The sequence below is a fragment of the Sphingobium sp. MK2 genome, assembly GCF_040170545.1.
Taxonomy (GTDB): domain Bacteria; phylum Pseudomonadota; class Alphaproteobacteria; order Sphingomonadales; family Sphingomonadaceae; genus Sphingobium.
Genome location: NZ_JAZDXA010000006.1, coordinates 76,870 through 95,510, shown reverse-complemented (window position 1 = coordinate 95,510; position 18,641 = coordinate 76,870). Strand labels below are relative to the sequence as shown.

Sequence of the window (18,641 nt, the reverse complement as noted above, 5' to 3'; positions counted from 1 at the left end):
CTTCCATTCAGCAACGGACCCGTAAAGCGTCGGCAGCATCAGCTAAGTTCAAAGCATTCCTCTCGTCGAACCTCAGGTCTTGTTCATTTGTGCCCGTGCCGGTGATGGAGGTCGGGATAATGCGGGTGCGTATGAATCAGTCGGGCATGCGCGTGACGATGGACATGCGGTTCGCCCGTCGGATTGCCGGGGCCGTGCGGGTGTCGATGATGCGCGTCATGGAAATGGGCGTGGGTGTGCTCCATCGGCTGATGGACGTGATCGTGTTCGTGCCGCTCGAACAGGTGCAGCCATAGCCCGATCCCCATCAGCATGGCTGCCGCGACAAGTTGGACCGTGACCGCCTCGCTGAACAACAGCAGCGCCAGCAACGCGCCAATGAACGGCGCGGTCGAGAAATACGCCCCCGTCCGCGCGGTGCCGAGGAACCGGAGCGCCAGCACGAACAGCACAAGGCTGACGCCATAGCCCAAAAATCCGACCACACCCGCCGCCAAGGTCAGCGAGAGTTCCGGCAAGCGGGCGCCGAGCAATAAGGCCAATGTCAGGTTGACCGCGCCCGCCGCCAGGCCCTTGACCATCGCAATCTGGACGGGATCGGAGCCGCTGACCTTGCGGGTGAGGTTGTTGTCGATTCCCCAGGCGAGACAGGCCCCGGCAATGGCGAGCGCGCCAAGACCCAGGCCACTGAATCCCGCACCCGCACCGGAGCCGCCCTGCCACGACAGGATGATCGCGCCGGCAAGGATCGCCAGCGCGCCGAGCATCAGGCGGCGATCGACATTCTCGCGGAACACGGTCCAGGCGATCGCCATCGTGGCCAGCCCTTCGAGATTGAGGAGCAGCGCAGCCGAGGATGCGGGTGTGATGGCCAGGCCGATCATGAGCAGCAGCGGTCCCGCGACGCCGCCCGACAGGATGACCAAGACCATCCAGCCCCAATCGCGTCTGGCAAGCGGCGCTTCGCTTGTCGGTCGTCCGATCGCGCGCCGGCCCAGCGTGACGATGGCGAGGCCGATGCCCGAGCCAAGATAGAGCAGCCCTGCCAGAAGCCACGCGCTGACCCCGCCGCCGAGCAGCGCCTTGGCGAGCGGCGTGCTCGCCCCGAACAGCGTCGCCGAACCGATGGCGAGCGGGGCGCCCGGCCAGGCAACCCAGGATCGAACGGACATCATCACGCTCCCGCCGGGCTTGGCGCCGACTCGGATGGTCGGGCGGCTCCTCGCCCATGCACCAACCGGTATAGCGCAGGCAGCACCAGCAACGTCAGCAGCGTCGAGGAGACGATGCCGCCGATGACGACGGTGGCGAGCGGACGCTGCACCTCCGCACCCGCACCGACATTGAACGCCATCGGCACGAACCCCAGGCTTGCGACCAGCGCGGTCATCAGCACCGGCCGCAACCGGGTCAGCGCGCCCTCGCGGATCGCGTCGTCGAGCGGACGGCCCTCGGCGATCAACGAGCGGATGAAGCTGAGCATCACGACGCCATTGAGCACCGCCACGCCCGAGAGCGCGATGAACCCGACCCCGGCCGAGATCGACAGCGGCAGCCCCCGGATCAGCAATGCCGCGACCCCGCCGGTCAGCGCCAGCGGAACGCCCGAGAACACGATCGCAGCGTCCTTGACCGAGCGGAACAGCCAGAACAGCAAGCCGAAGATCAGCAGCAGTGCCGCGGGCACCACCAGCCGCAGCCGCTCGGCAGCCGAGATGAGCTGCTCGAACGTGCCGCCATAGCTGACCCAATAACCCGCTGGCAGTTCGACCTCGGCATCCACCTTCGCGCGCAGCTCGGTCACGAACGAACCGAGATCGCGGCCACGGACATTGGCGGTGATGACCACGCGGCGTTTGCCGTCCTCGCGGCTGATCTGGTTGGGGCCGGTGACGACCTCGACCCTGGCCACATCCTCCAGCGGCACGAACCCGCGCGGGCCCGCGCCGCCCGCCGGAAGGGGTATGCGCAGCCGACCGATCTCGTCGACGTTGCGCCTGATATCTTCGGGCAGCCGCACGATGATAGCGAACCGGCGGTCGCCCTCGAAGATCTGTCCGGCCTGCTTGCCGCCGATCGAGACGGCGACCACGTCCTGCACGTCGCCGACATTGAGCCCGAGGCGAGCGAGCGCGGCGCGATCCGGCGTGATCTGGAGAACCGGAAGCCCCGTCACTTGCTCGACGCTGACATCGGCCGCGCCGGGGATGCCGCCCACGACGCCTTCGATCGCCTGGCCCGCGGCAAGCAGTTCCTCGAGATCGTCGCCGAACACCTTGACCGCGACATCGGCGCGGACGCCGGAGAGCAACTCGTTGAACCGCATCTGGATCGGCTGTGTGAACTCGTAATTATTGCCGGGGATGGTGAGCGCTGCCGCGTGCATCTCGGCGACGAGCTGGGTGCGCGGCTTCCTCGGGTCGGGCCAGTCCTTGCGATCCTTGAGCATCACGAAGGTGTCGGCGACCGAGGGCGGCATCGGATCGGTCGCGACCTCGGCGGTGCCGATCTTGGCGACGATCCGCTCGACCTCGGGGAAGCGTTTGAGCCTGGCTTCCAGCGCGCGCTGCATCTGCACCGCCTGGCTCAGACTTGTGCCGGGGATGCGCAGCGCGTGGAGCGCGATGTCGCCTTCGTCGAGATTGGGCACGAACTCAGACCCCATCCGGCTCGCTCCGAATCCGGCGAGCGCGACCAGTGCGATCGCGCCGATGACGAACACCGTGCGCAGGCGCAGCGCCGCGTCGAGCGCGGGGGCGTAGAGCCAACGGGCGCCGCGCATCAGCCAGCTGTCCTTCTCCTCCACTCGGCCGGTGACGAACATCGCCACCGCCGCCGGCACAAAGGTCAGCGACAGGACCAGCGCCGCGGTCAATGCGATGACGACGGTGATCGCCATCGGATGGAACATCTTCCCTTCGACGCCGGTGAGCGCAAAGATCGGCACATAGACTAGGGTGATGATGAGCACGCCGAACAGCGACGGCCGGATTACCTCGCTCGCCGCCGTGGCGGTCAGTGCAAATCGTTCCTCGCGGTCGAGCAGACGCCCGAGCCGGTGCTGCGCCTCACCGAACCGGCGCAGGCAGTTCTCGACGATAATCACCGCACCGTCGACGATCAGGCCGAAGTCCAATGCGCCGAGGCTCATCAGATTGCCCGACACCTTCGACTGGACCATGCCGGTAATGGTCAGCAACATCGAGAAGGGGATGATCGCGGCGGTGATCAGCGCGGCGCGGATGTTGCCGAGCAGCAGGAACAGGACGACGATCACCAGCAGGGCGCCTTCGAGCAGGTTCTTCTCGACCGTCGAAATAGCCCGCTCGACCAGTTCGGTGCGGTCGTAGATCGGCGAAGCGATCACACCCGCCGGCAGCGCCCTGGCGGCTACTTCGAGCCGTTCGGCTGATGCGCGGGCGACAATCCGGCTGTTCTCGCCGGCAAGCATGAAGACGGTCCCCAGCACGACCTCCTGGCCGTCTTCGGTCGCCGCGCCCGTGCGCAGTTCCTCGCCCATGCCGACATCGGCGATGTCGGCGATGCGGATCGGCACACCGCTGCGATTGGTGACGATGATCGATTTGAGATCGTCGATGCCGGCTGCCTGGCCGGGCACGCGGATCAGATATTGCTCGCCATAGCGTTCGACATAGCCGGCGCCGACATTGGCGTTGTTCCTGTCCAGCGCGTCGACCACGTCGTTCATGGTGAGACCGTAGGACGACAGCCGATCGGGCAGCGGCGTCACATGATATTGCCGCTCGAACCCGCCGATCGAGTTAACCTCGGTGACGCCAGGCGTGTTGCGGAGCTGGGGGCGGATCACCCAGTCCTGCAGGGTACGCAGATCCTCCGGCGTGTAGCCCGTGCCGTCCGGCTTGCGTGCGTTCGGCCCGGCCTCCAGCGTATACATGAAGATCTCGCCGAGGCCGGTGGCGATCGGTCCCATTTCGGGTGTGGCGCCTTCGGGCAATTGATCGCGTGCGGTCTGGAGCCGTTCGTTGACGAGCTGGCGCGCGAAATAGATGTCGGTGCCGTCGGCGAACACCGCCGTCACCTGGCTGAGGCCATAGCGCGAGACCGAGCGGGTATATTGCAGCCCCGGCAAGCCAGCGATCGCCGTCTCGACCGGGAAGGTGACGCGCTGCTCTGCTTCCAGCGGCGAGAAGCCGGCCGCCTCGGTGTTGATCTGCACCTGGACGTTGGTGATGTCGGGCGTGGCGTCGATCGGGAGGCGCTGGAAGCTCCAGACACCGAGCGCGGCCGAGGCGAGGACCAGCGCCAGCACCAGCCAGCGCAGCCGGATCGAGCCCGCGATGATGCGGTCGAGAATGCCCGGACGCTCGGTGGGTTGATCAATGGTCATGGCTGGCCCCCGACTTCTCGATGTCGGCGCGGATCAGGAAGGCACCGTCGACGACATATTCGGTGCCCGGTTCGAGACCGCCCAGCACCTCGGTCCATTCGGGCGTGCGCCGCCCAAGCTCCAGCATTCGCACCTCATAGGTGTTGCCGACCTTGGCGAAGACCACGGTGAAGTCGCGAAAGCGTTGGAGCGCCTTGGTGCGCACCGCGAGGGCGACCTGCGCCTGAGCGACGGCGAACGAGCCCTCGACCCCCATGCCCGGCCGGAAATCGCGCGCAGCGAAGGGCGGCAGATGGACATGCGCCATCAGCGTCTGGCTCGCGAGATCGGCGGTCGGCAGTATCGCCTCGACCTTGCCCGACAACCGCGCCTCGCCGGAGAGGCTGCGCAACGCGACGGACTGGCCGACCCGCACGCGCTCGGCGTCGCGCGGATAAACGAAGAACTCGGCGTGGAGCTGGGTCGGATCGGCGATCACGAACAGCGCACGGTCGGCGGTGACATCGCCGACATTGGTGTTCTTCTCGATGATGATCCCGCTGATCGGCGCCGGAACCGCATAGGTCTGGAGCGAATGGCTGGATTCGACGCGGAGCAGGGTCTGCCCCTTGCGCACCGCCTGGCCGAGTTGACCCGACATCCAGACGATCTGTCCGGGCAGCCGGGCGCGGACATCGGCCTTGCCGTCGGGCGTGATCTCGACCCGGCCCGCCATGTCGACCAGCTCGCTGACGGTCGCCGGACCCGCGACCTCGGTCTTGACCCCGCCCGCCTGGGCGGCAGCGGCCGAGATGGTGGTGCGCCCCTCATAGGAGGCATAGGACCAGTTGTGGGTCCGCCCGCCTTCGACCGCACGAACCTTCACGTCGAACGAGTGCGGCTCATGCACGACGCCGTTGCCCAGCAGATAGTCCTCGCGCGGGGCGAAGGCGAAGCGATCAGCTTTGCCGCCGAGCCGGCCCAGCTCGACGCTGAGCTGGACTTCGCCGGGAGGCACGGGCTTGTCCTTGCGATAGGCATAGACGTGGAATTCGGGTTCGACGCCGTCCTCGAAGATGGTCATCTCGATCGCGGAATCGCCGTCGCGCAGCATCCGGCCGCGATGGGGGCCGCGCTCATACCCGGCGGTCGCCGCGGCCGGCTCGCCGGTGGGTTCGGGAGGCGCTTCGCCGCAGGCGGCAAGCAGGGTGCAGGCGAGAATCGCCGCGGTCAGACGGATCTTGGACAATCGGAACATCAGCGGTTCTCCACGCTGGCGATAAGGGAAGCGTGGCGACCGCCGAGGCGGTCGAGGCGCACGCCATCGAGATGGAAGCGCCGGAGCAGATCGATCCGGCGCGTGCGCGCGTCGATCACGGCCCTCTGAGCTTCGGCGACTTCGAGGTAGGTGAAGGCGGTGCCGCCACGGTTGAAGCCGTCGCGGACCATCACCACCGCCCGCTCGGCGCTCGGCAGTACTTCGGCATCGATGCGGGCAATCTCCGCGGCGATCGCCGCGCGCGACGCGGTCAGCCGGTCGGCCTCGCGCTTCTGGTCGATCCGGGCCACGGCGATTTCGGCCTCGGCGGCGAGCCGGTCGGCCCGGGCGCGTTCGACATTGGCACGATTGGCTCGCCGTCCGCCGAGCGGGATCGATCCGCCGGCAACCAGCGCCACCGCATTGCCCTGCCCGAAATGCCGCACCCCGGCGCGAACGGTCGGATCGGTGATCCCGCGTGCCTGCTCCAGCCGGATGCGCGCCTCGGCGGTATCGCGCTCCGCCGCCAGCAGTGCGAGCTCGGGCATGGCGTCGTCGATCGGCACGCTAAGATCGAGACGCCCGAATGCCGCGGCATCGAGCGCGAAATCATCGCTGCCGCCCCAGTAGGAAGCGAGGTTCGCGCGGGCGATGCGGGCAGCCTCGACGGCCTGGTCGCGGGCGATCCGCGCCTGTGCCACCGCCGTTCGCGCACGCTCGCCGACGAACAGCGGATCGAGCGCACGCCCGACCCGCCTGCCAACATCGCGCTCCACACGCTCGGCGAGCGCGAGCCGGTCTTCGGCGACCATGATGGCCGCCTGCGCCGCCTGTGCTTCGACCCAGGCAGCCTGAACCTGTGCCAGCAGGTCGAGCGTGCGCAGCCGTCCGCGCTGCTGCGCGAGGCTCAGTTCAGACTGTGCAACGCCGGTCCGTGCCTCGCGCTTGCCGCCGCGCTCCCAGATCCGCTCATAATAGAGCGTGGCCTGCGAGCGATCGACCGGCGAATAGGGACCGGTGCCGGCGAAGTCCTCGAGGTCGACCCCAACCACTGGACGCGGCCCCACATCGGCCTGGCGGACGCCGGCCTCCGCGGCCGTCACGCGGGCAGTGCTTGCCGAGCCGGTGGGATCGCGGGCTGCCGCGCGCGCCAGCGCGTCCGAAAGGGTCAATTCCTGCGCGCTGGCAACGTCGCCAGCGAACAGAGCGATCAGCGCCGCGCCGATCGCCAGCGCGCGCCGGGAGCGCGCCGGAAGGCGCGCGTCGGTAGGTTGAAACATGGCAAAAGGGTCTCACGAGCAGGCGTGGCGAAAACCGCGCCCTCTCGGACACGGCGGTTCAGACGCTGGCGGTGATGCTTTTGGGCGGTCGTTCGGGGCCGTGGATCGTCACACCGATCACCGGGCGGGCGGGCGTTAGGCTTCGACGGTCGCTGCGAAGATCGGGCAGGCCGTTATCGCCGGATGCGAAGGCGGGCAGACCGGAGCCGCTATCGCCGTGGTGATGATGTCCGGTTCCGGGCTGATGATCGGGGTCCGCGCCGTCATCCCGATCGCTGGCATCGCTGTGGCCAACATGATGATCGTCGGCATCGAACGAGATATCGGTGAACAGCATGTGCTGGTGGTTCGTTGGAGCGCCCGGCTGATGCTGGATGCGGTCGACGACGCTGGTCGCCGAGGCGGCGGCGAACGCAAGCGCGAGCACGACGCACAGCATCGCGCAAATCCGCCTCAGCGAGAATCGAACCGGAACATCCACGCGAGCCAGCCTATCGGGGTCTGTGCGGCGCGGCAAGAATTCGCGAACATCTTGCAATCGATCATTGGTCGATCAGCGTCATTTGGCGATTCCGGTGCAATTGACGCTCAACAGAGCGTCGAAGAGGGCAGCGGTGCTGGGGAGCCGTCGCATTATCGCCAGATGCGGCGCGAACGCTCGCGATCGTCGCTGAGGCGGATTTGCGCGATGCAAGCTGTGCGGGGCGCGTGCTGATGCTCCTTGCGCGAACACGACGATAGTCGTCGCCGTGATCCTCAACTTTGGACTTTGGCTCGATCGCAGCGACCATCGGAACTCTTCGGTTTCGACCTTGCGCGGCCAATGTTTCACGGTCAACGCGCGATCTGATGTTCCTGCCCTTGCATTGGTTGCCGCGCTCCACAGCCGCGCCGGCAACGCGCGAGAATGCGAAGAGCAAAAAAAAGGCTCCAAATGTGAGGGGTTCCGTCCTGGGCTGCGTATTAAGATACAGAGGCACTCCGCGCGACTCAAATTCAAAGCTAATTAGTTTAAAATACAGGACAATTCATGTTGACCTGTATATACAACCTATGCTCCCTTGCTTGCAGAAGATGAGGGCGAACAGGGAGTTTCAACATGAAAATGGGGGTAGTGTCACTTCTCGGCGCGACGATACTTGCAAGTGGGGCATCGCCCGGCATCGCGCAGGCGCAAAGTTCTCCTGGGGGGAGCGCCGAGGCGCCGGCGTCCGAAATTGTCGTCACCGGCTCCCGTATCCGACGTCAGGACCTGGCCGGCGTCGGCCCGGCCACGGTCGTCTCCGCCGAGCAGATCGAGAATACCGGCATCGTCAATATCGAAACCATGCTCCAGCGTCTTCCAGCCAATGCTGGCTTCGCGGGCAACCAGACTTCGGCCTATTGGACGAGCAATGGCTACGGGACGGCGCAGGTCAACCTGCGCGGCCTCGGCATCAAGCGCACCCTCGTTCTCCTGAACGGTCGCCGCCTCGTCGCCGGCGGCACCGGCGCCAATTCATCGCCCGACCTCAACATGATCCCGGTTGTCGCTTTGGCGCGGACCGACGTGCTCAAGGACTGCGCGTCGGCGATCTATGGTGCCGATGCGATGGCGGGCGTCGTCAATCTCGTAACCCGCACCGACTATGAGGGCCTCGGCGTCAGCACGCGCTATGGTATCAGCGATCGAGGCGATGGCTCGGACTTCTCCGCGGATCTGATCTGGGGCATCCGTAACGATCGCGGCGGCTTCATGGCGGCGGTAACCTATCAGAAGACGAACGCGGTCAACATGGCAAGCCGCGCGCCCTGCTCGCTGGCCGAGACAACGCCCGGCACGCTGTCGTGTGTCAACAGCGCCGCGACGATCGGCGGGCGTGCCGTGCTGCCCAATGGCCAGCAGATCAATTTCAACCAGGTTCCCGGTGGCGACGGCAATTTCTACGAACCGTACAGCGCGTCCAAGCACAACTTCAATTCCGCGCCGTTCCTCAACGCGGTCAGTCCGGTGGAGCGCGTCAGCACAGCCTTCTTTGCCGATTACGACGTCACCGACGACATCGAGGCGTTCGGCGAATTCCTATACACCTTCCGAAAGTCCAACCAGATTGCGACGCCGGGAACGCTGCGTAATTTGTCGATCGCCGCAAGCAACCCGACCAATCCGACGGGTCAGAACATCGTCCTTATTCAGCGTAGACTGGCCGAGCCGGGACCGCGCCAGTTCTTCCAGGAAACGGATACATGGCAAGGCACGCTCGGCTTTCGCGGCAAGCTGGCCAATGACTGGGCCTGGGAAGTCGCAGGTAGCTTTGGCCGCAACACCGCTGTCGATGGTTCCACCAATATCGCAAATCTCGAACGTGTCGCCAACACGCTCGACACTAGCAAATGCAGCCTCACGGCCGGCGCAGCGATCCCGTGCGCAGACTATCTGGGCTTCGGCGACCTGACGCCCGCAGCGCTCGATTATATCCTGTTCACCTCGCGCGATCGGGGCGGCAACGAGCTCGGCACCGTCACCGCAGACCTCACCGGCAGTCTGTTCGAACTGCCGGCCGGGCCGGTTTCGTTCGCGACGGGTGCCGTCTACCGCAAGGAGAAGGGTTGGCGCGATCCCGATCCGCTGACCGTGCTGGGCGTCGCCAACACCAACCAGCAGGACCCGATCTCGGGGTCGAGCACGGCAAAGGAAGCCTATCTGGAGCTATCGGTTCCGGTCCTCGCCAACGTGCCCTTCTTCAAGGCACTGACGCTGGACGGCGCGGTTCGCTACTCGAACTACAATCTGTTCGGCAGCGACTGGAACTACAAACTGAGCGCCGACTGGATGATCAATGACGATTTCCGCCTGCGCGGCACTTATGGCACGGGCTTCCGCATTCCCAATGTGCCCGAACTGTTCGGCGGCGTTTCCGAAGGCAATCTGACGACGACCGATCCGTGCAGTCGCTTTGCGTCGAGCGGGAACGCAACGCTGATCGCCAATTGTCAGGCCTCGGGCGTTCCTGCAAACTATGTCCAGCTCGGGACGACCATTCTGACGACAGCCGGTGGCAATCAGGATCTGAAGCCCGAAAGCTCGACGAGCTGGACGATCGGCACGGTGATCCAGCCCAAGGGACTGGTGCCCGGCCTGTCGCTCACCGCCGACTGGTTCGATATCGACATCAAAGACGCGATCCGGGCGATTCCGGGTTCGACCAAGCTCGCGGTCTGCTACGCAAGCGCCAATCTTTCGAGCGAGTTCTGCGACGACTTCACGCGTAGCCCGCTGACCGGCGAGGTCACTTATCTCTCGGCCCAGCCGATCAATACCGGGCGCGAGCAGATGAGTGGGCTCGATCTGGGGCTCGTTTACAACCGCACGATCGGCGGCGTCGCGATCACGCTCGACGTGAACGCCACATGGCTCAACAAATATGTCGTCCTGCCTTTCCCCGGCGGCGCCCCGATCGACTTTGACGGCTATATCGGCGGCGGCAATGGCGGCTATCCCAAATGGCGCGGCTACGGCGTGCTGACAGCGGCGAAAGACGGGATCAGCGCGACCTGGTCGACGCAATGGATCGGCAAGGCGACCGACTTCAACGCAGCCCCGGAGGATGTCGGCTATCGGACCCCCAACGTGTTCTACCACAACGCCCAGCTCGCCTTCGAGATCGATCAGAAGACGCGCTTCCAGATCGGCGTTGATAATGTCTTCGACCGCAAGGCGCCGTACATCCAGAGCTTCACCGATGCCAATACCGACACCATGACCTATGACCTGTTCGGGCGCCGGTTCTACGCCGGTTTCCGGACCGCGTTCTGAGGCAGGAAAGGGCTATGGCAAAGATTCGCTGGCCACTCGTCGCCAGACGGACGCACAAATGGATCGCCCTCTTCGTGGGCGTCCAGGTCGTGCTCTGGACTCTGACGGGCTTCTACATGGTCGTCGTCCATATCGACACGATCCATGGCGACCATCTCGTTCGTGCACCTATCGTCCAGGGCTATGATCTCGCCGCACTCGTGCCGCCGTCATTCATCGTGGCGGCGGCGCCCGGAACCTCCGAGGTACAGCTGCAGCGGCTGTTCGGTCGGCCAGTCTGGCGCTCGGAGACACCCGAGGGGCCAGCCCTTTTCGACGCGAAAACCGGCGAGCGGATGGCCGCGCCGACCGAACAGGAGATCCGTGCCCTTGCCCGCAGGATCTATGCGGGCAAGGGCGACATCGTCGCCGTCAACCTGCTGACCAAGGCACCTCTCGAAATGCAGTCGCGCAAGCCGCCTTACTGGCAGGTCGAGTTTGCAGGCTGGAACCGGCCAACGCTCTATCTGTCGCCGTCGACGGGCGAGCTCATCTCGCGGCGACACGCGCTCTGGCGAGTCTTCGACTTCGCCTGGATGCTCCACATCATGGACTATCAGGGTCGCACGAACGTCAACAATCCGCTCCTTCGGGTCGCAACCTGGAGCGCGTTTGCCATGGCGCTGAGCGGCGCCTTGCTCCTCATCTGGTCGTTTCGGCGCAGCAAGAAGATGCCACGAGCATGAAGCGGTTACGCCTCTCACCGCTGCTGTTCCGCCGTATCCACAAATGGATCGGGCTTATTTTGGGGTTGCAGTTCTTCCTCTGGGCGCTCAGCGGCTCGATGATGGCCCTGCTCGACATGAAGCAGGTCGGGGGCCATGACGCTGCCGAAATCCACGCCCATCCGCTGCCGACTCCCGATCGGCTGATTGATCCCGCCCGCATTCCGGGCGTTCGACAGGCGTCCGGTCTGGTGCTGCGCGATCTCGCCGGCAGCCCGGTCTATGAAGTCCGCACGGAGGACGGAATACGCCTGTTCGGCGCCCATGACGGACATCCAATCCGCATCGATGCGGCGCTTGCCAAGGCCGCCGCATCGCAGATGACCGAAGCGCCAATCCGCGACGTTGTCGCGCTGCCGAAGCCCAATCTCGAAGCGCGCGAGCACTCAGGACCGATGTGGCGGATCAACTTCGCCGATGCGGCGAACAGCAGCGCCTATGTGTCGGCGGAGACAGGTCGCGTCCTCGTGATGCGCGGCGATACGTGGCGGACGTGGGACTTTTTCTGGATGCTCCACAATATGGATTGGACGAACCCGCTCCGCGGGAGGGAGCAAGCGACAGACGTGGCGTTCGACCGTAGTGTCATTTGAAAGTGCTGGCGGGTAGGACCCGCTTTCGATGCCCTGTTGGCGGGATTTCTGAGGAACATCGAGTCTGGCACAATGGAACTGCTGCCTCAGCAGTCCCATTGTCCAAAGGAGACCCACGATGACCCCGCTCCGGCTCCGCATGAAGGAAGACATGCAGGTTCGCAATCTGTCCCCACATACACAAGGATCGTACCTACTTCAGGTCTCTCTATTTGCCCGCCATTTCGAACAGTCACCGGCGTTGCTTGGACCCGAGGATGTCCGGTCGTACCAGATCTATCTCGCCAACGAAAAGAAGCTGGCGCCCAAATCGATCCATGTTGCAGTCGCTGCCCTCCGGTTCCTTTACCGAACGACACTTGGGCGCGACTGGGACTTTGATCGTAGCATCCCTTGCCCTAAGGCACCAAAGCAGTTGCCCGTTGTGCTCAGCCCCGAGGAAGTTTTGCACTTCCTCGGTTGCGTGGAAAGCCTCATGCATCGCACGATTCTGACCACCTGCTACGCGGCGGGTCTGCGTATTTCGGAGGCCACGCACCTGAAGTGTCGCGGCGCCATCGACCGCCAGCGCATGGTGCTGCGAGTTGAACAAGGCAAGGGGCAGAAGGACCGCTATGTCATGCTTTCGCCAAGGTTGCTCGAGACGCTGACAAGCTACTGGCGGGTGACCCGTCCAACGGATTGGATGTTCCCCGGCGCCAGCAGCGATCAGCCGATCACCCGCGATGCTGTCGGGAACGCCTGCAAGAGGGCGCACGGACGATCTGGACTGTCAAAGCCGGTGACACCCCATTCCTTGCGCCATGCGTTCGCCGTCCATCTGCTCGAAGCAGGCACAGATGTCCGCACTATTCAGTTGCTGCTCGGCCATCGCTCCCTGGCCACCACCGCCCAGTATCTCCGGATCGCCACAAACAAGGTCTGCGGCACGACAAGCCCCCTGGAGTTGCTCCCCCATCCAACGTCTCGTGTCGCACCACCGCCTGCGCCCGAACACTTCTGAGTGGAGACAGTGGGCCGCTCGGGGCCGGAGGTTGCGGATGTCTTCCGCCGCTACGGCGACATTTATCGAGGGCAGCATGGGCCCTCGCTATCAACCGTACAACGCGCCGCAATGAGCGCGATTGAGCGCTGTCGCACGGCGGCGCTCGGCGGGCATGTCGAGCAGTGCGACCATTGTGGAGAGCAACGAATCTCCTATAACAGCTGCCGATCAAGGAATTGCCCGAAGTGTCAATCACTTGCCCGGGCACAATGGATCGAGGACCGCCGCGCCGAGCTGCTCGACACTCAATATTTCCATGTCGTGTTCACCGTGCCGAACGAGATCGCCGCGATCGCGTTCCAAAATGCCGATGCGGTGTATGACATTCTGTTCCACGCGGCTGCCGAGACGCTGCGGACCATCGCCGCTGATCCCAGGCATCTTGGGGCCGAGGTCGGTTTTTTTGCGGTCCTCCACACCTGGGGACAAAATCTTGGTCATCATCCCCACGTTCACTGCGTCGTCCCCGGCGGCGGACTATCACCCGATGGCGGGCGGTGGATCTCCTGCCGCCCCGGTTTCTTTCTGCCCGTCGCGGTCCTCTCCCGGTTGTTCCGCCGCCTCTTCCTCGAAGCTCTGCAAAGGGCCTTTCACGCCGGCAAGCTGCAGTTCTTCTCGTCGCTCGAGCGACTCCGCGAACCCGATCCATTCCACCGCTATCTGGACTCGGTCCGCCAGATCAACTGGGTCGTCTATGCCAAGCCGCCCTTCGCCGGACCTGAGCGGGTTCTGGACTATGTCGGACGCTATACGCACCGCATCGCCATTTCCAACAATCGCCTGATCGACATCGAGGACGGCAAGGTTCACTTTAACTGGAAGGACTATCGCGGCGGCAGCCGGCAAAAGGTAATGGCCCTCAGCGCGGAGGAGTTCATCCGACGCTTTCTGATCCATGTCCTGCCGCAAGGCTTCCAGCGCATCCGCTATTATGGATTCCTTGCCAACCGATATCGCAAAGAGAAGCTTGCCCGTTGCAGGGCACTTCTCGGGATGCAGCGTTCTGAAGACCGGGCAGATATCGGGGAGGATCCTGATTCCAGCGACAAGATCAAAGAGTTCACTGGAGTCTCCCCGCGCGAATGCCCCGCATGTCACCATGGTCGCATGCTGTGCATCGAAGTTCTCGAGCGGTCCTCGTCCTGTCAGCCCTTCGCGCCGGATACGTCATGACCAATAAGGCCTGCCACTTGAGGACCGTTCAGGTTGCCCGGTCTAACGGGCCAGGGGTGGCCTATTGCCGCCTTGCCAGAAACCGGTGGCTACAGCATCGAAGGAGGCCGCCAGCATCTTTGGCGGACGGCATGGCAATCCGTGATTCTCGCCATGCTGGGCACATATTCTATGCAAAAGCCACCTCTCAGCAGGACCTCAACCGCACCAGCGGTATTCAATCCCCATAGCGGCAACGCTGAGCAGGCGGCTTCGTCCAACACGTTTTTAGCTTACCGACGCGGCCATCGGCCCTCGCGCTAGGCTTCATGCGTCAGCGGGCCGCGCCGCCAACCTAAAAACGCTCTTCATTATGTGAGCCGCACCAGCTTCAATCATCCGCTCATCATCTTCGTCGCTTTCGGCACGCTTTGGCTTTGGCTTTCGGGAACGGGCTTCTATCTGCTCTTCAAGAGCTTCGGCCGCGCGGATTTTCGGTGGCTGCGCCGTCGCCGGTCACGCCCCGAGGCGCCCGTTACCACCATCTGACGCAGAGGCGCAGAGGCGCACCCTAACCGCTCGGGACCGAGAAACTGGCGGACAGCTCGAACCGGCTCGCTGGATGGGTCAGCCAAGCATGTGATACCAGTCGCGAGCTGCTCCAGGTCTGACGGGTCAGGAGCAGCACGGGTTCAAGCTCGCCGAGTCCGAGCAGGCTGCGTGTGCGACTGTCGGGCATCGCGGCGCGGACGCGGTGCTCAACGCGCTCGATGGGCGCGATCCGGGTCAGATATTCGTTGGGCGTGGTCTGAGTGAAATCCATGTCGGCATACTCGGGCGCGGCCGACGCCAGGACGAAGCGCTCCTCGAGCTGGATCGGAAACTCGGCTTCGTGGTGCACGATGATCGAGTGGAACAAGCGCGACCCAAGCGACACGCAGAGAAGCGGCGCAGTCTTCGCCGTCGCCTTCTTGACCTCGTTCTGGATTACCCGCGCCCGATATGCGTGACCTCGCGCCCGAACTTCGTCGGCGATGTTGCGAATCTCGATCATGTGGCCGATCGGTCTGGATTCGGCGACGAACGACCCTATTCCCGTCCGCCGAACCAGAACGCCGGCGTTCTGCAGCTCACGCAGCGCCCGGTTGGCCGTCATGCGGGAAACACAGAAGCGGGAGACAAGTTCAGCCTCGGAGAGCACGCGGTCGCCAGGCTTTAGTGCGCCGCTGCCGATCGCGTCCGTAACGAACTGTTTGATGGCGAGATAGCGCGGTCCAGGCTCTGACTCGTCGGATCCGTTGCCCCTGGGTTCATTGACTGGCTGACCGGACCCTCCGTTGCCCGACATCTGACGCGCCTCCGCAGGAGCAAGAATCTTCATATCTGTTCTGCACTTATCCAAGAAGAATACGCTGGATGTTTTCTAACAGTCGGCACTCATATCTGCTACCCACAACAAGCCGCCCCCCTCTACGCAGTGGGGTCACGGCGCGCGATGGTGAGGCGGGCCAACCGCACGTCGATCGTCATTTTTTTACCTGTAGGTTGGTGACGATCTCGTGAGGATTGCCGGTGGCGGCGGGTCCACGGCGATCCGCATGCCCGACAGCCCGCCGCTTCAGCATGCCACGGGATCGCTGGTCGTCCTTTGGCTTGCCTTCCTGAAGCTGGTCGATGATCGGGCACTCGGGACGCTCGCCTCCGTGGCAGCGTTCCGCGAGATCGAGCAACGTCCGCCGCAGCGCCTGCAAGGCCTCCGCCTTGCGGCCGATGTCATCGGACCGGGCAATGGCGAGCGCCTTGACCTCGGCGCTCGAACGATCGCGATCGTCCCAAAGGGCGAGGAGACTTCGGATATCCTCGATCGGGAAGCCGAGATCGCGGGCATTCGCGATGAACCGCAAGCGATGGACATCGGTGTCCGCATAGTCGCGATATCCGCTGTCACGGCGCAACGCGGCCGGGATGAGGCCGATCTTCTCATAGTGACGGATCATCCGCTGCGAGACCCCGCTCACGATGGCGGCCTGTCCGATGATCATATTTTCCGCCGGTTGAGCCGCAGGGCGTTGGTGACGACACTGACCGAGGACAGCGCCATCGCGGCGGCCGCGATCATCGGCGACAGCAGGATGCCGAAGACCGGGTAGAGCAGCCCTGCGGCGACCGGAATACCGGCGGCATTGTAGATGAAGGCGAACACCAGGTTCTGGCGGATGTTGGACATGGTCGCCTGTGAAAGCCGGCGCGCGCGCACGATTCCCATGAGGTCGCCCTTCAGCAAGGTGATGCCCGCGCTTTCGATGGCGACGTCGGTGCCCGATCCCATCGCGATGCCGACCTCGGCGGCGGCGAGCGCGGGCGCGTCGTTGACGCCATCGCCCGCCATGGCGACGATGCGGCCTTCGCGCTTCAGGCGCTCAACGACCGCGCTTTTCTGGTCCGGTAGCACCTCGGCCTCGACCTCGTCGATGCCGAGCGTCCTCGCCACCGCCTCGGCCGTCGTGCGGTTGTCGCCGGTCAGCATCACGACGCGTATGCCCTCGGCCCGCAGGCCGGCGAGCGCCTCCGGCGTCGTCTTCTTGATCGGATCGGCGATGGCGAGGACACCAGCGACGACGCCATCGATCCCCGCGAAGATCGCGGTCGCGCCATCGCGCCGCAGCTCGTCGGCCTCTGCGTCGAGCAGGGCCGTCTCGACCCCATGCTCCTTGAGAAAGGCGGTGTTGCCGAGCAGCACGCGTTTGCCTTCCACGGTGCCGAGCGCGCCCTTGCCGGTCGGGGAGTCGAAGTCCGCGACCTCGGGAATGGGGATCTGCCGGGCATTCGCCGCTTCGACGATGGCGCGCGCGAGCGGGTGTTCGGACGCACGTTCAACTCCCGCCGCCAGGCGCAGCACCTCGTCTTCGCTGAACCCCGCACCGGCGACGATCTTCGTCACCGAGGGGTGCCCCTCGGTGAGCGTTCCCGTCTTGTCGACGACGAGCGTGTCGACCTTCTCCATGCGCTCGAGCGCCTCGGCGTTCTTGATCAGCACGCCGAGCCCGGCGCCGCGGCCGACGCCAACCATGATCGACATCGGCGTCGCCAGACCAAGCGCACAGGGGCAGGCGATGATCAGCACCGCAACCGCGGCGACGAGACCATAGGCGAAGCGCGGTTCCGGACCCCAGATCGCCCAGCCCGCGAAGGCGAGCACGGCGATCGCGAGCACCACGGGAACGAACCAGCCCGAGACCCGATCGGCCATGCGCTGGATCGGCGCGCGCGACCGCTGCGCTTCGGCGACCATCTGGACGATCCGCGCCAGCATGGTGTCGCGCCCCACCTTGTCGGCGCGGATGACGAGCGCGCCGGTCTGGTTAAGCGTGCCGCCAATCACCTTGTCGGCGACCGTCTTGGTGATGGGCATTGATTCGCCCGTCACCATCGATTCGTCGAGCGAGGAGCGGCCGTCCTCTACGATCCCATCGACCGGCACCTTCTCACCCGGCCGGACGCGCAGGCGATCGCCGACGACGATCTGGTCAAGCCCTACCTCCTCGTCCGCGCCGGCCGCGCTGATGCGGCGCGCGGTCTTGGGCGCGAGGTTGAGCAGCGCCTTGATCGCGCCCGAGGTGCGCTCGCGGGCGCGAAGCTCAAGCACCTGTCCGAGCAGCACAAGCACGGTGATGACCGCCGCCGCCTCGAAATAGATCGCGACCGTGCCGTCGGCCGATCGGAAGGCGGGTGGGAAAACACCCGGTGCGAGCGTTGCGACGATGCTGTAGGCCCAGGCGATCCCGGTCCCCATCGCGATCAGCGTGAACATGTTGAGGTTGCGCGTCCGGACCGACGTCCATGCGCGCTCGAAGAACGGCCAGCCGGCCCACAGCACCACCGGGGTCGCCAGCACGAGCTGGATCCAGGCCGATATCCGCATCGGCACCAGATGATGCAGTGCCGGAAAGATATGACCGCCCATCTCGAGGATCAGCACGGGAAGCGCGAGTATGAGCCCGATCCAGAACCGCCGGGACATATCGGCGAGTTCCGGACTGGGCCCCGCGTCCGCCGTAACGATCGCAGGCTCGAGCGTCATGCCGCAGATGGGGCAGTTGCCGGGATGATCCTGTCGGACCTCCGGGTGCATGGGACAGGTCCAGATCGTCCCGGCTTCCGTTTCGTGCTGCGGGACGGAAGTCGAGCCGACGTAACGCCCGGGATCGGTGACGAATTTGGCGCGGCAATCTGAACTGCAGAAATAGTAGGTGGCACCGCCATGTTCGACGTGGTGCGTGGTCTTTTCCGGATCCACGGTCATTCCGCATACCGGGTCCCCGACCGTCATCGTAGACGCAGCGCTATTTTCATTGTTCGCGCAACAGCCGCCATGGGCGGAACGCCCCGCGTCTTTCGAATCGGT

The 18,641-nt window shown here is 64.8% G+C and carries 13 protein-coding genes and 1 pseudogene; 6 read left to right on the top strand and 8 right to left on the bottom strand.

Features of this window, described 5'->3' with window-relative positions:
• Positions 1-83 precede the first annotated feature (83 nt).
• The 5 genes from V2I08_RS03815 to V2I08_RS03795 are packed head-to-tail and all read right to left on the bottom strand — an operon-like array spanning position 84 to position 7,325.
• A complete protein-coding gene (locus V2I08_RS03815; RefSeq protein WP_349633940.1) occupies positions 84-1,175 on the bottom strand; it encodes an EamA family transporter in 1,092 nt (363 codons plus the stop codon).
• A complete protein-coding gene (locus V2I08_RS03810) occupies positions 1,175-4,336 on the bottom strand; it encodes an efflux RND transporter permease subunit (RefSeq protein WP_405053619.1) in 3,162 nt (1,053 codons plus the stop codon). The genes V2I08_RS03815 and V2I08_RS03810 overlap by 1 nt, the downstream gene beginning before the upstream one ends.
• A 22-nt stretch (positions 4,337-4,358) precedes the next feature.
• Positions 4,359-5,606 (bottom strand): efflux RND transporter periplasmic adaptor subunit, encoded by a 1,248-nt coding sequence (locus tag V2I08_RS03805; protein WP_043153903.1) that lies wholly within the window; start codon positions 5,604-5,606, stop codon positions 4,359-4,361.
• Entirely contained in the window at positions 5,606-6,886 is a 1,281-nt protein-coding gene (locus tag V2I08_RS03800; protein ID WP_349633938.1) for a TolC family protein, read from the bottom strand. Before V2I08_RS03800 ends, V2I08_RS03805 begins: the two co-directional genes overlap by 1 nt.
• Positions 6,887-6,944: 58 nt before the next feature.
• Positions 6,945-7,325 carry a hypothetical protein gene (locus V2I08_RS03795; protein WP_349633937.1) on the bottom strand — a complete coding sequence of 127 codons (381 nt, stop codon included), beginning with the start codon at positions 7,323-7,325 and terminating at the stop codon, positions 6,945-6,947.
• Between the two features lie 660 nt (positions 7,326-7,985).
• On the opposite strand from V2I08_RS03795, the gene V2I08_RS03790 reads away from it, so the two are divergent.
• The 6 genes from V2I08_RS03790 (at position 7,986) to V2I08_RS03765 (ending at position 14,785) form a co-directional block, all read left to right on the top strand.
• Positions 7,986-10,682 carry a TonB-dependent receptor domain-containing protein gene (locus V2I08_RS03790; protein WP_349633936.1) on the top strand — a complete coding sequence of 899 codons (2,697 nt, stop codon included), beginning with the start codon at positions 7,986-7,988 and terminating at the stop codon, positions 10,680-10,682.
• Between the two features lie 14 nt (positions 10,683-10,696).
• A complete protein-coding gene (locus V2I08_RS03785; protein WP_043151100.1) occupies positions 10,697-11,407 on the top strand; it encodes a PepSY domain-containing protein in 711 nt (236 codons plus the stop codon).
• Positions 11,404-12,039 (top strand): PepSY domain-containing protein, encoded by a 636-nt coding sequence (locus V2I08_RS03780; RefSeq protein ID WP_349633935.1) that lies wholly within the window; start codon positions 11,404-11,406, stop codon positions 12,037-12,039. Before V2I08_RS03785 ends, V2I08_RS03780 begins: the two co-directional genes overlap by 4 nt.
• A gap of 118 nt (positions 12,040-12,157) precedes the next feature.
• Positions 12,158-13,042, top strand: a complete 885-nt coding sequence (locus V2I08_RS03775) for a site-specific integrase (RefSeq protein WP_349633934.1) — start codon at positions 12,158-12,160, stop codon at positions 13,040-13,042.
• Between the two features lie 9 nt (positions 13,043-13,051).
• On the top strand, positions 13,052-14,257 hold the full coding sequence (locus tag V2I08_RS03770; protein ID WP_349633962.1) for an IS91 family transposase: 1,206 nt from the start codon (positions 13,052-13,054) through the stop codon (positions 14,255-14,257).
• A gap of 354 nt (positions 14,258-14,611) precedes the next feature.
• Entirely contained in the window at positions 14,612-14,785 is a 174-nt protein-coding gene (locus V2I08_RS03765; RefSeq protein WP_349633933.1) for a hypothetical protein, read from the top strand.
• 22 nt (positions 14,786-14,807) lie between these two features.
• Here V2I08_RS03765 and hutC read toward each other — a convergent pair whose 3' ends face one another.
• From hutC to V2I08_RS03750, 3 genes and pseudogenes are all read right to left on the bottom strand, one after another.
• Positions 14,808-15,617, bottom strand: coding sequence for a histidine utilization repressor (hutC, locus tag V2I08_RS03760; protein WP_235209663.1), 810 nt, complete (start codon positions 15,615-15,617; stop codon positions 14,808-14,810).
• A 277-nt stretch (positions 15,618-15,894) separates the two neighbouring features.
• A pseudogene (gene cueR / locus V2I08_RS03755) lies at positions 15,895-16,278 on the bottom strand (Cu(I)-responsive transcriptional regulator); the annotation flags it as partial.
• Positions 16,275-18,566 (bottom strand): heavy metal translocating P-type ATPase, encoded by a 2,292-nt coding sequence (locus V2I08_RS03750; protein WP_081764115.1) that lies wholly within the window; start codon positions 18,564-18,566, stop codon positions 16,275-16,277. The gene V2I08_RS03750 and the pseudogene cueR, both read right to left, overlap by 4 nt.
• Between the last annotated feature and the right edge of the window lie 75 nt (positions 18,567-18,641).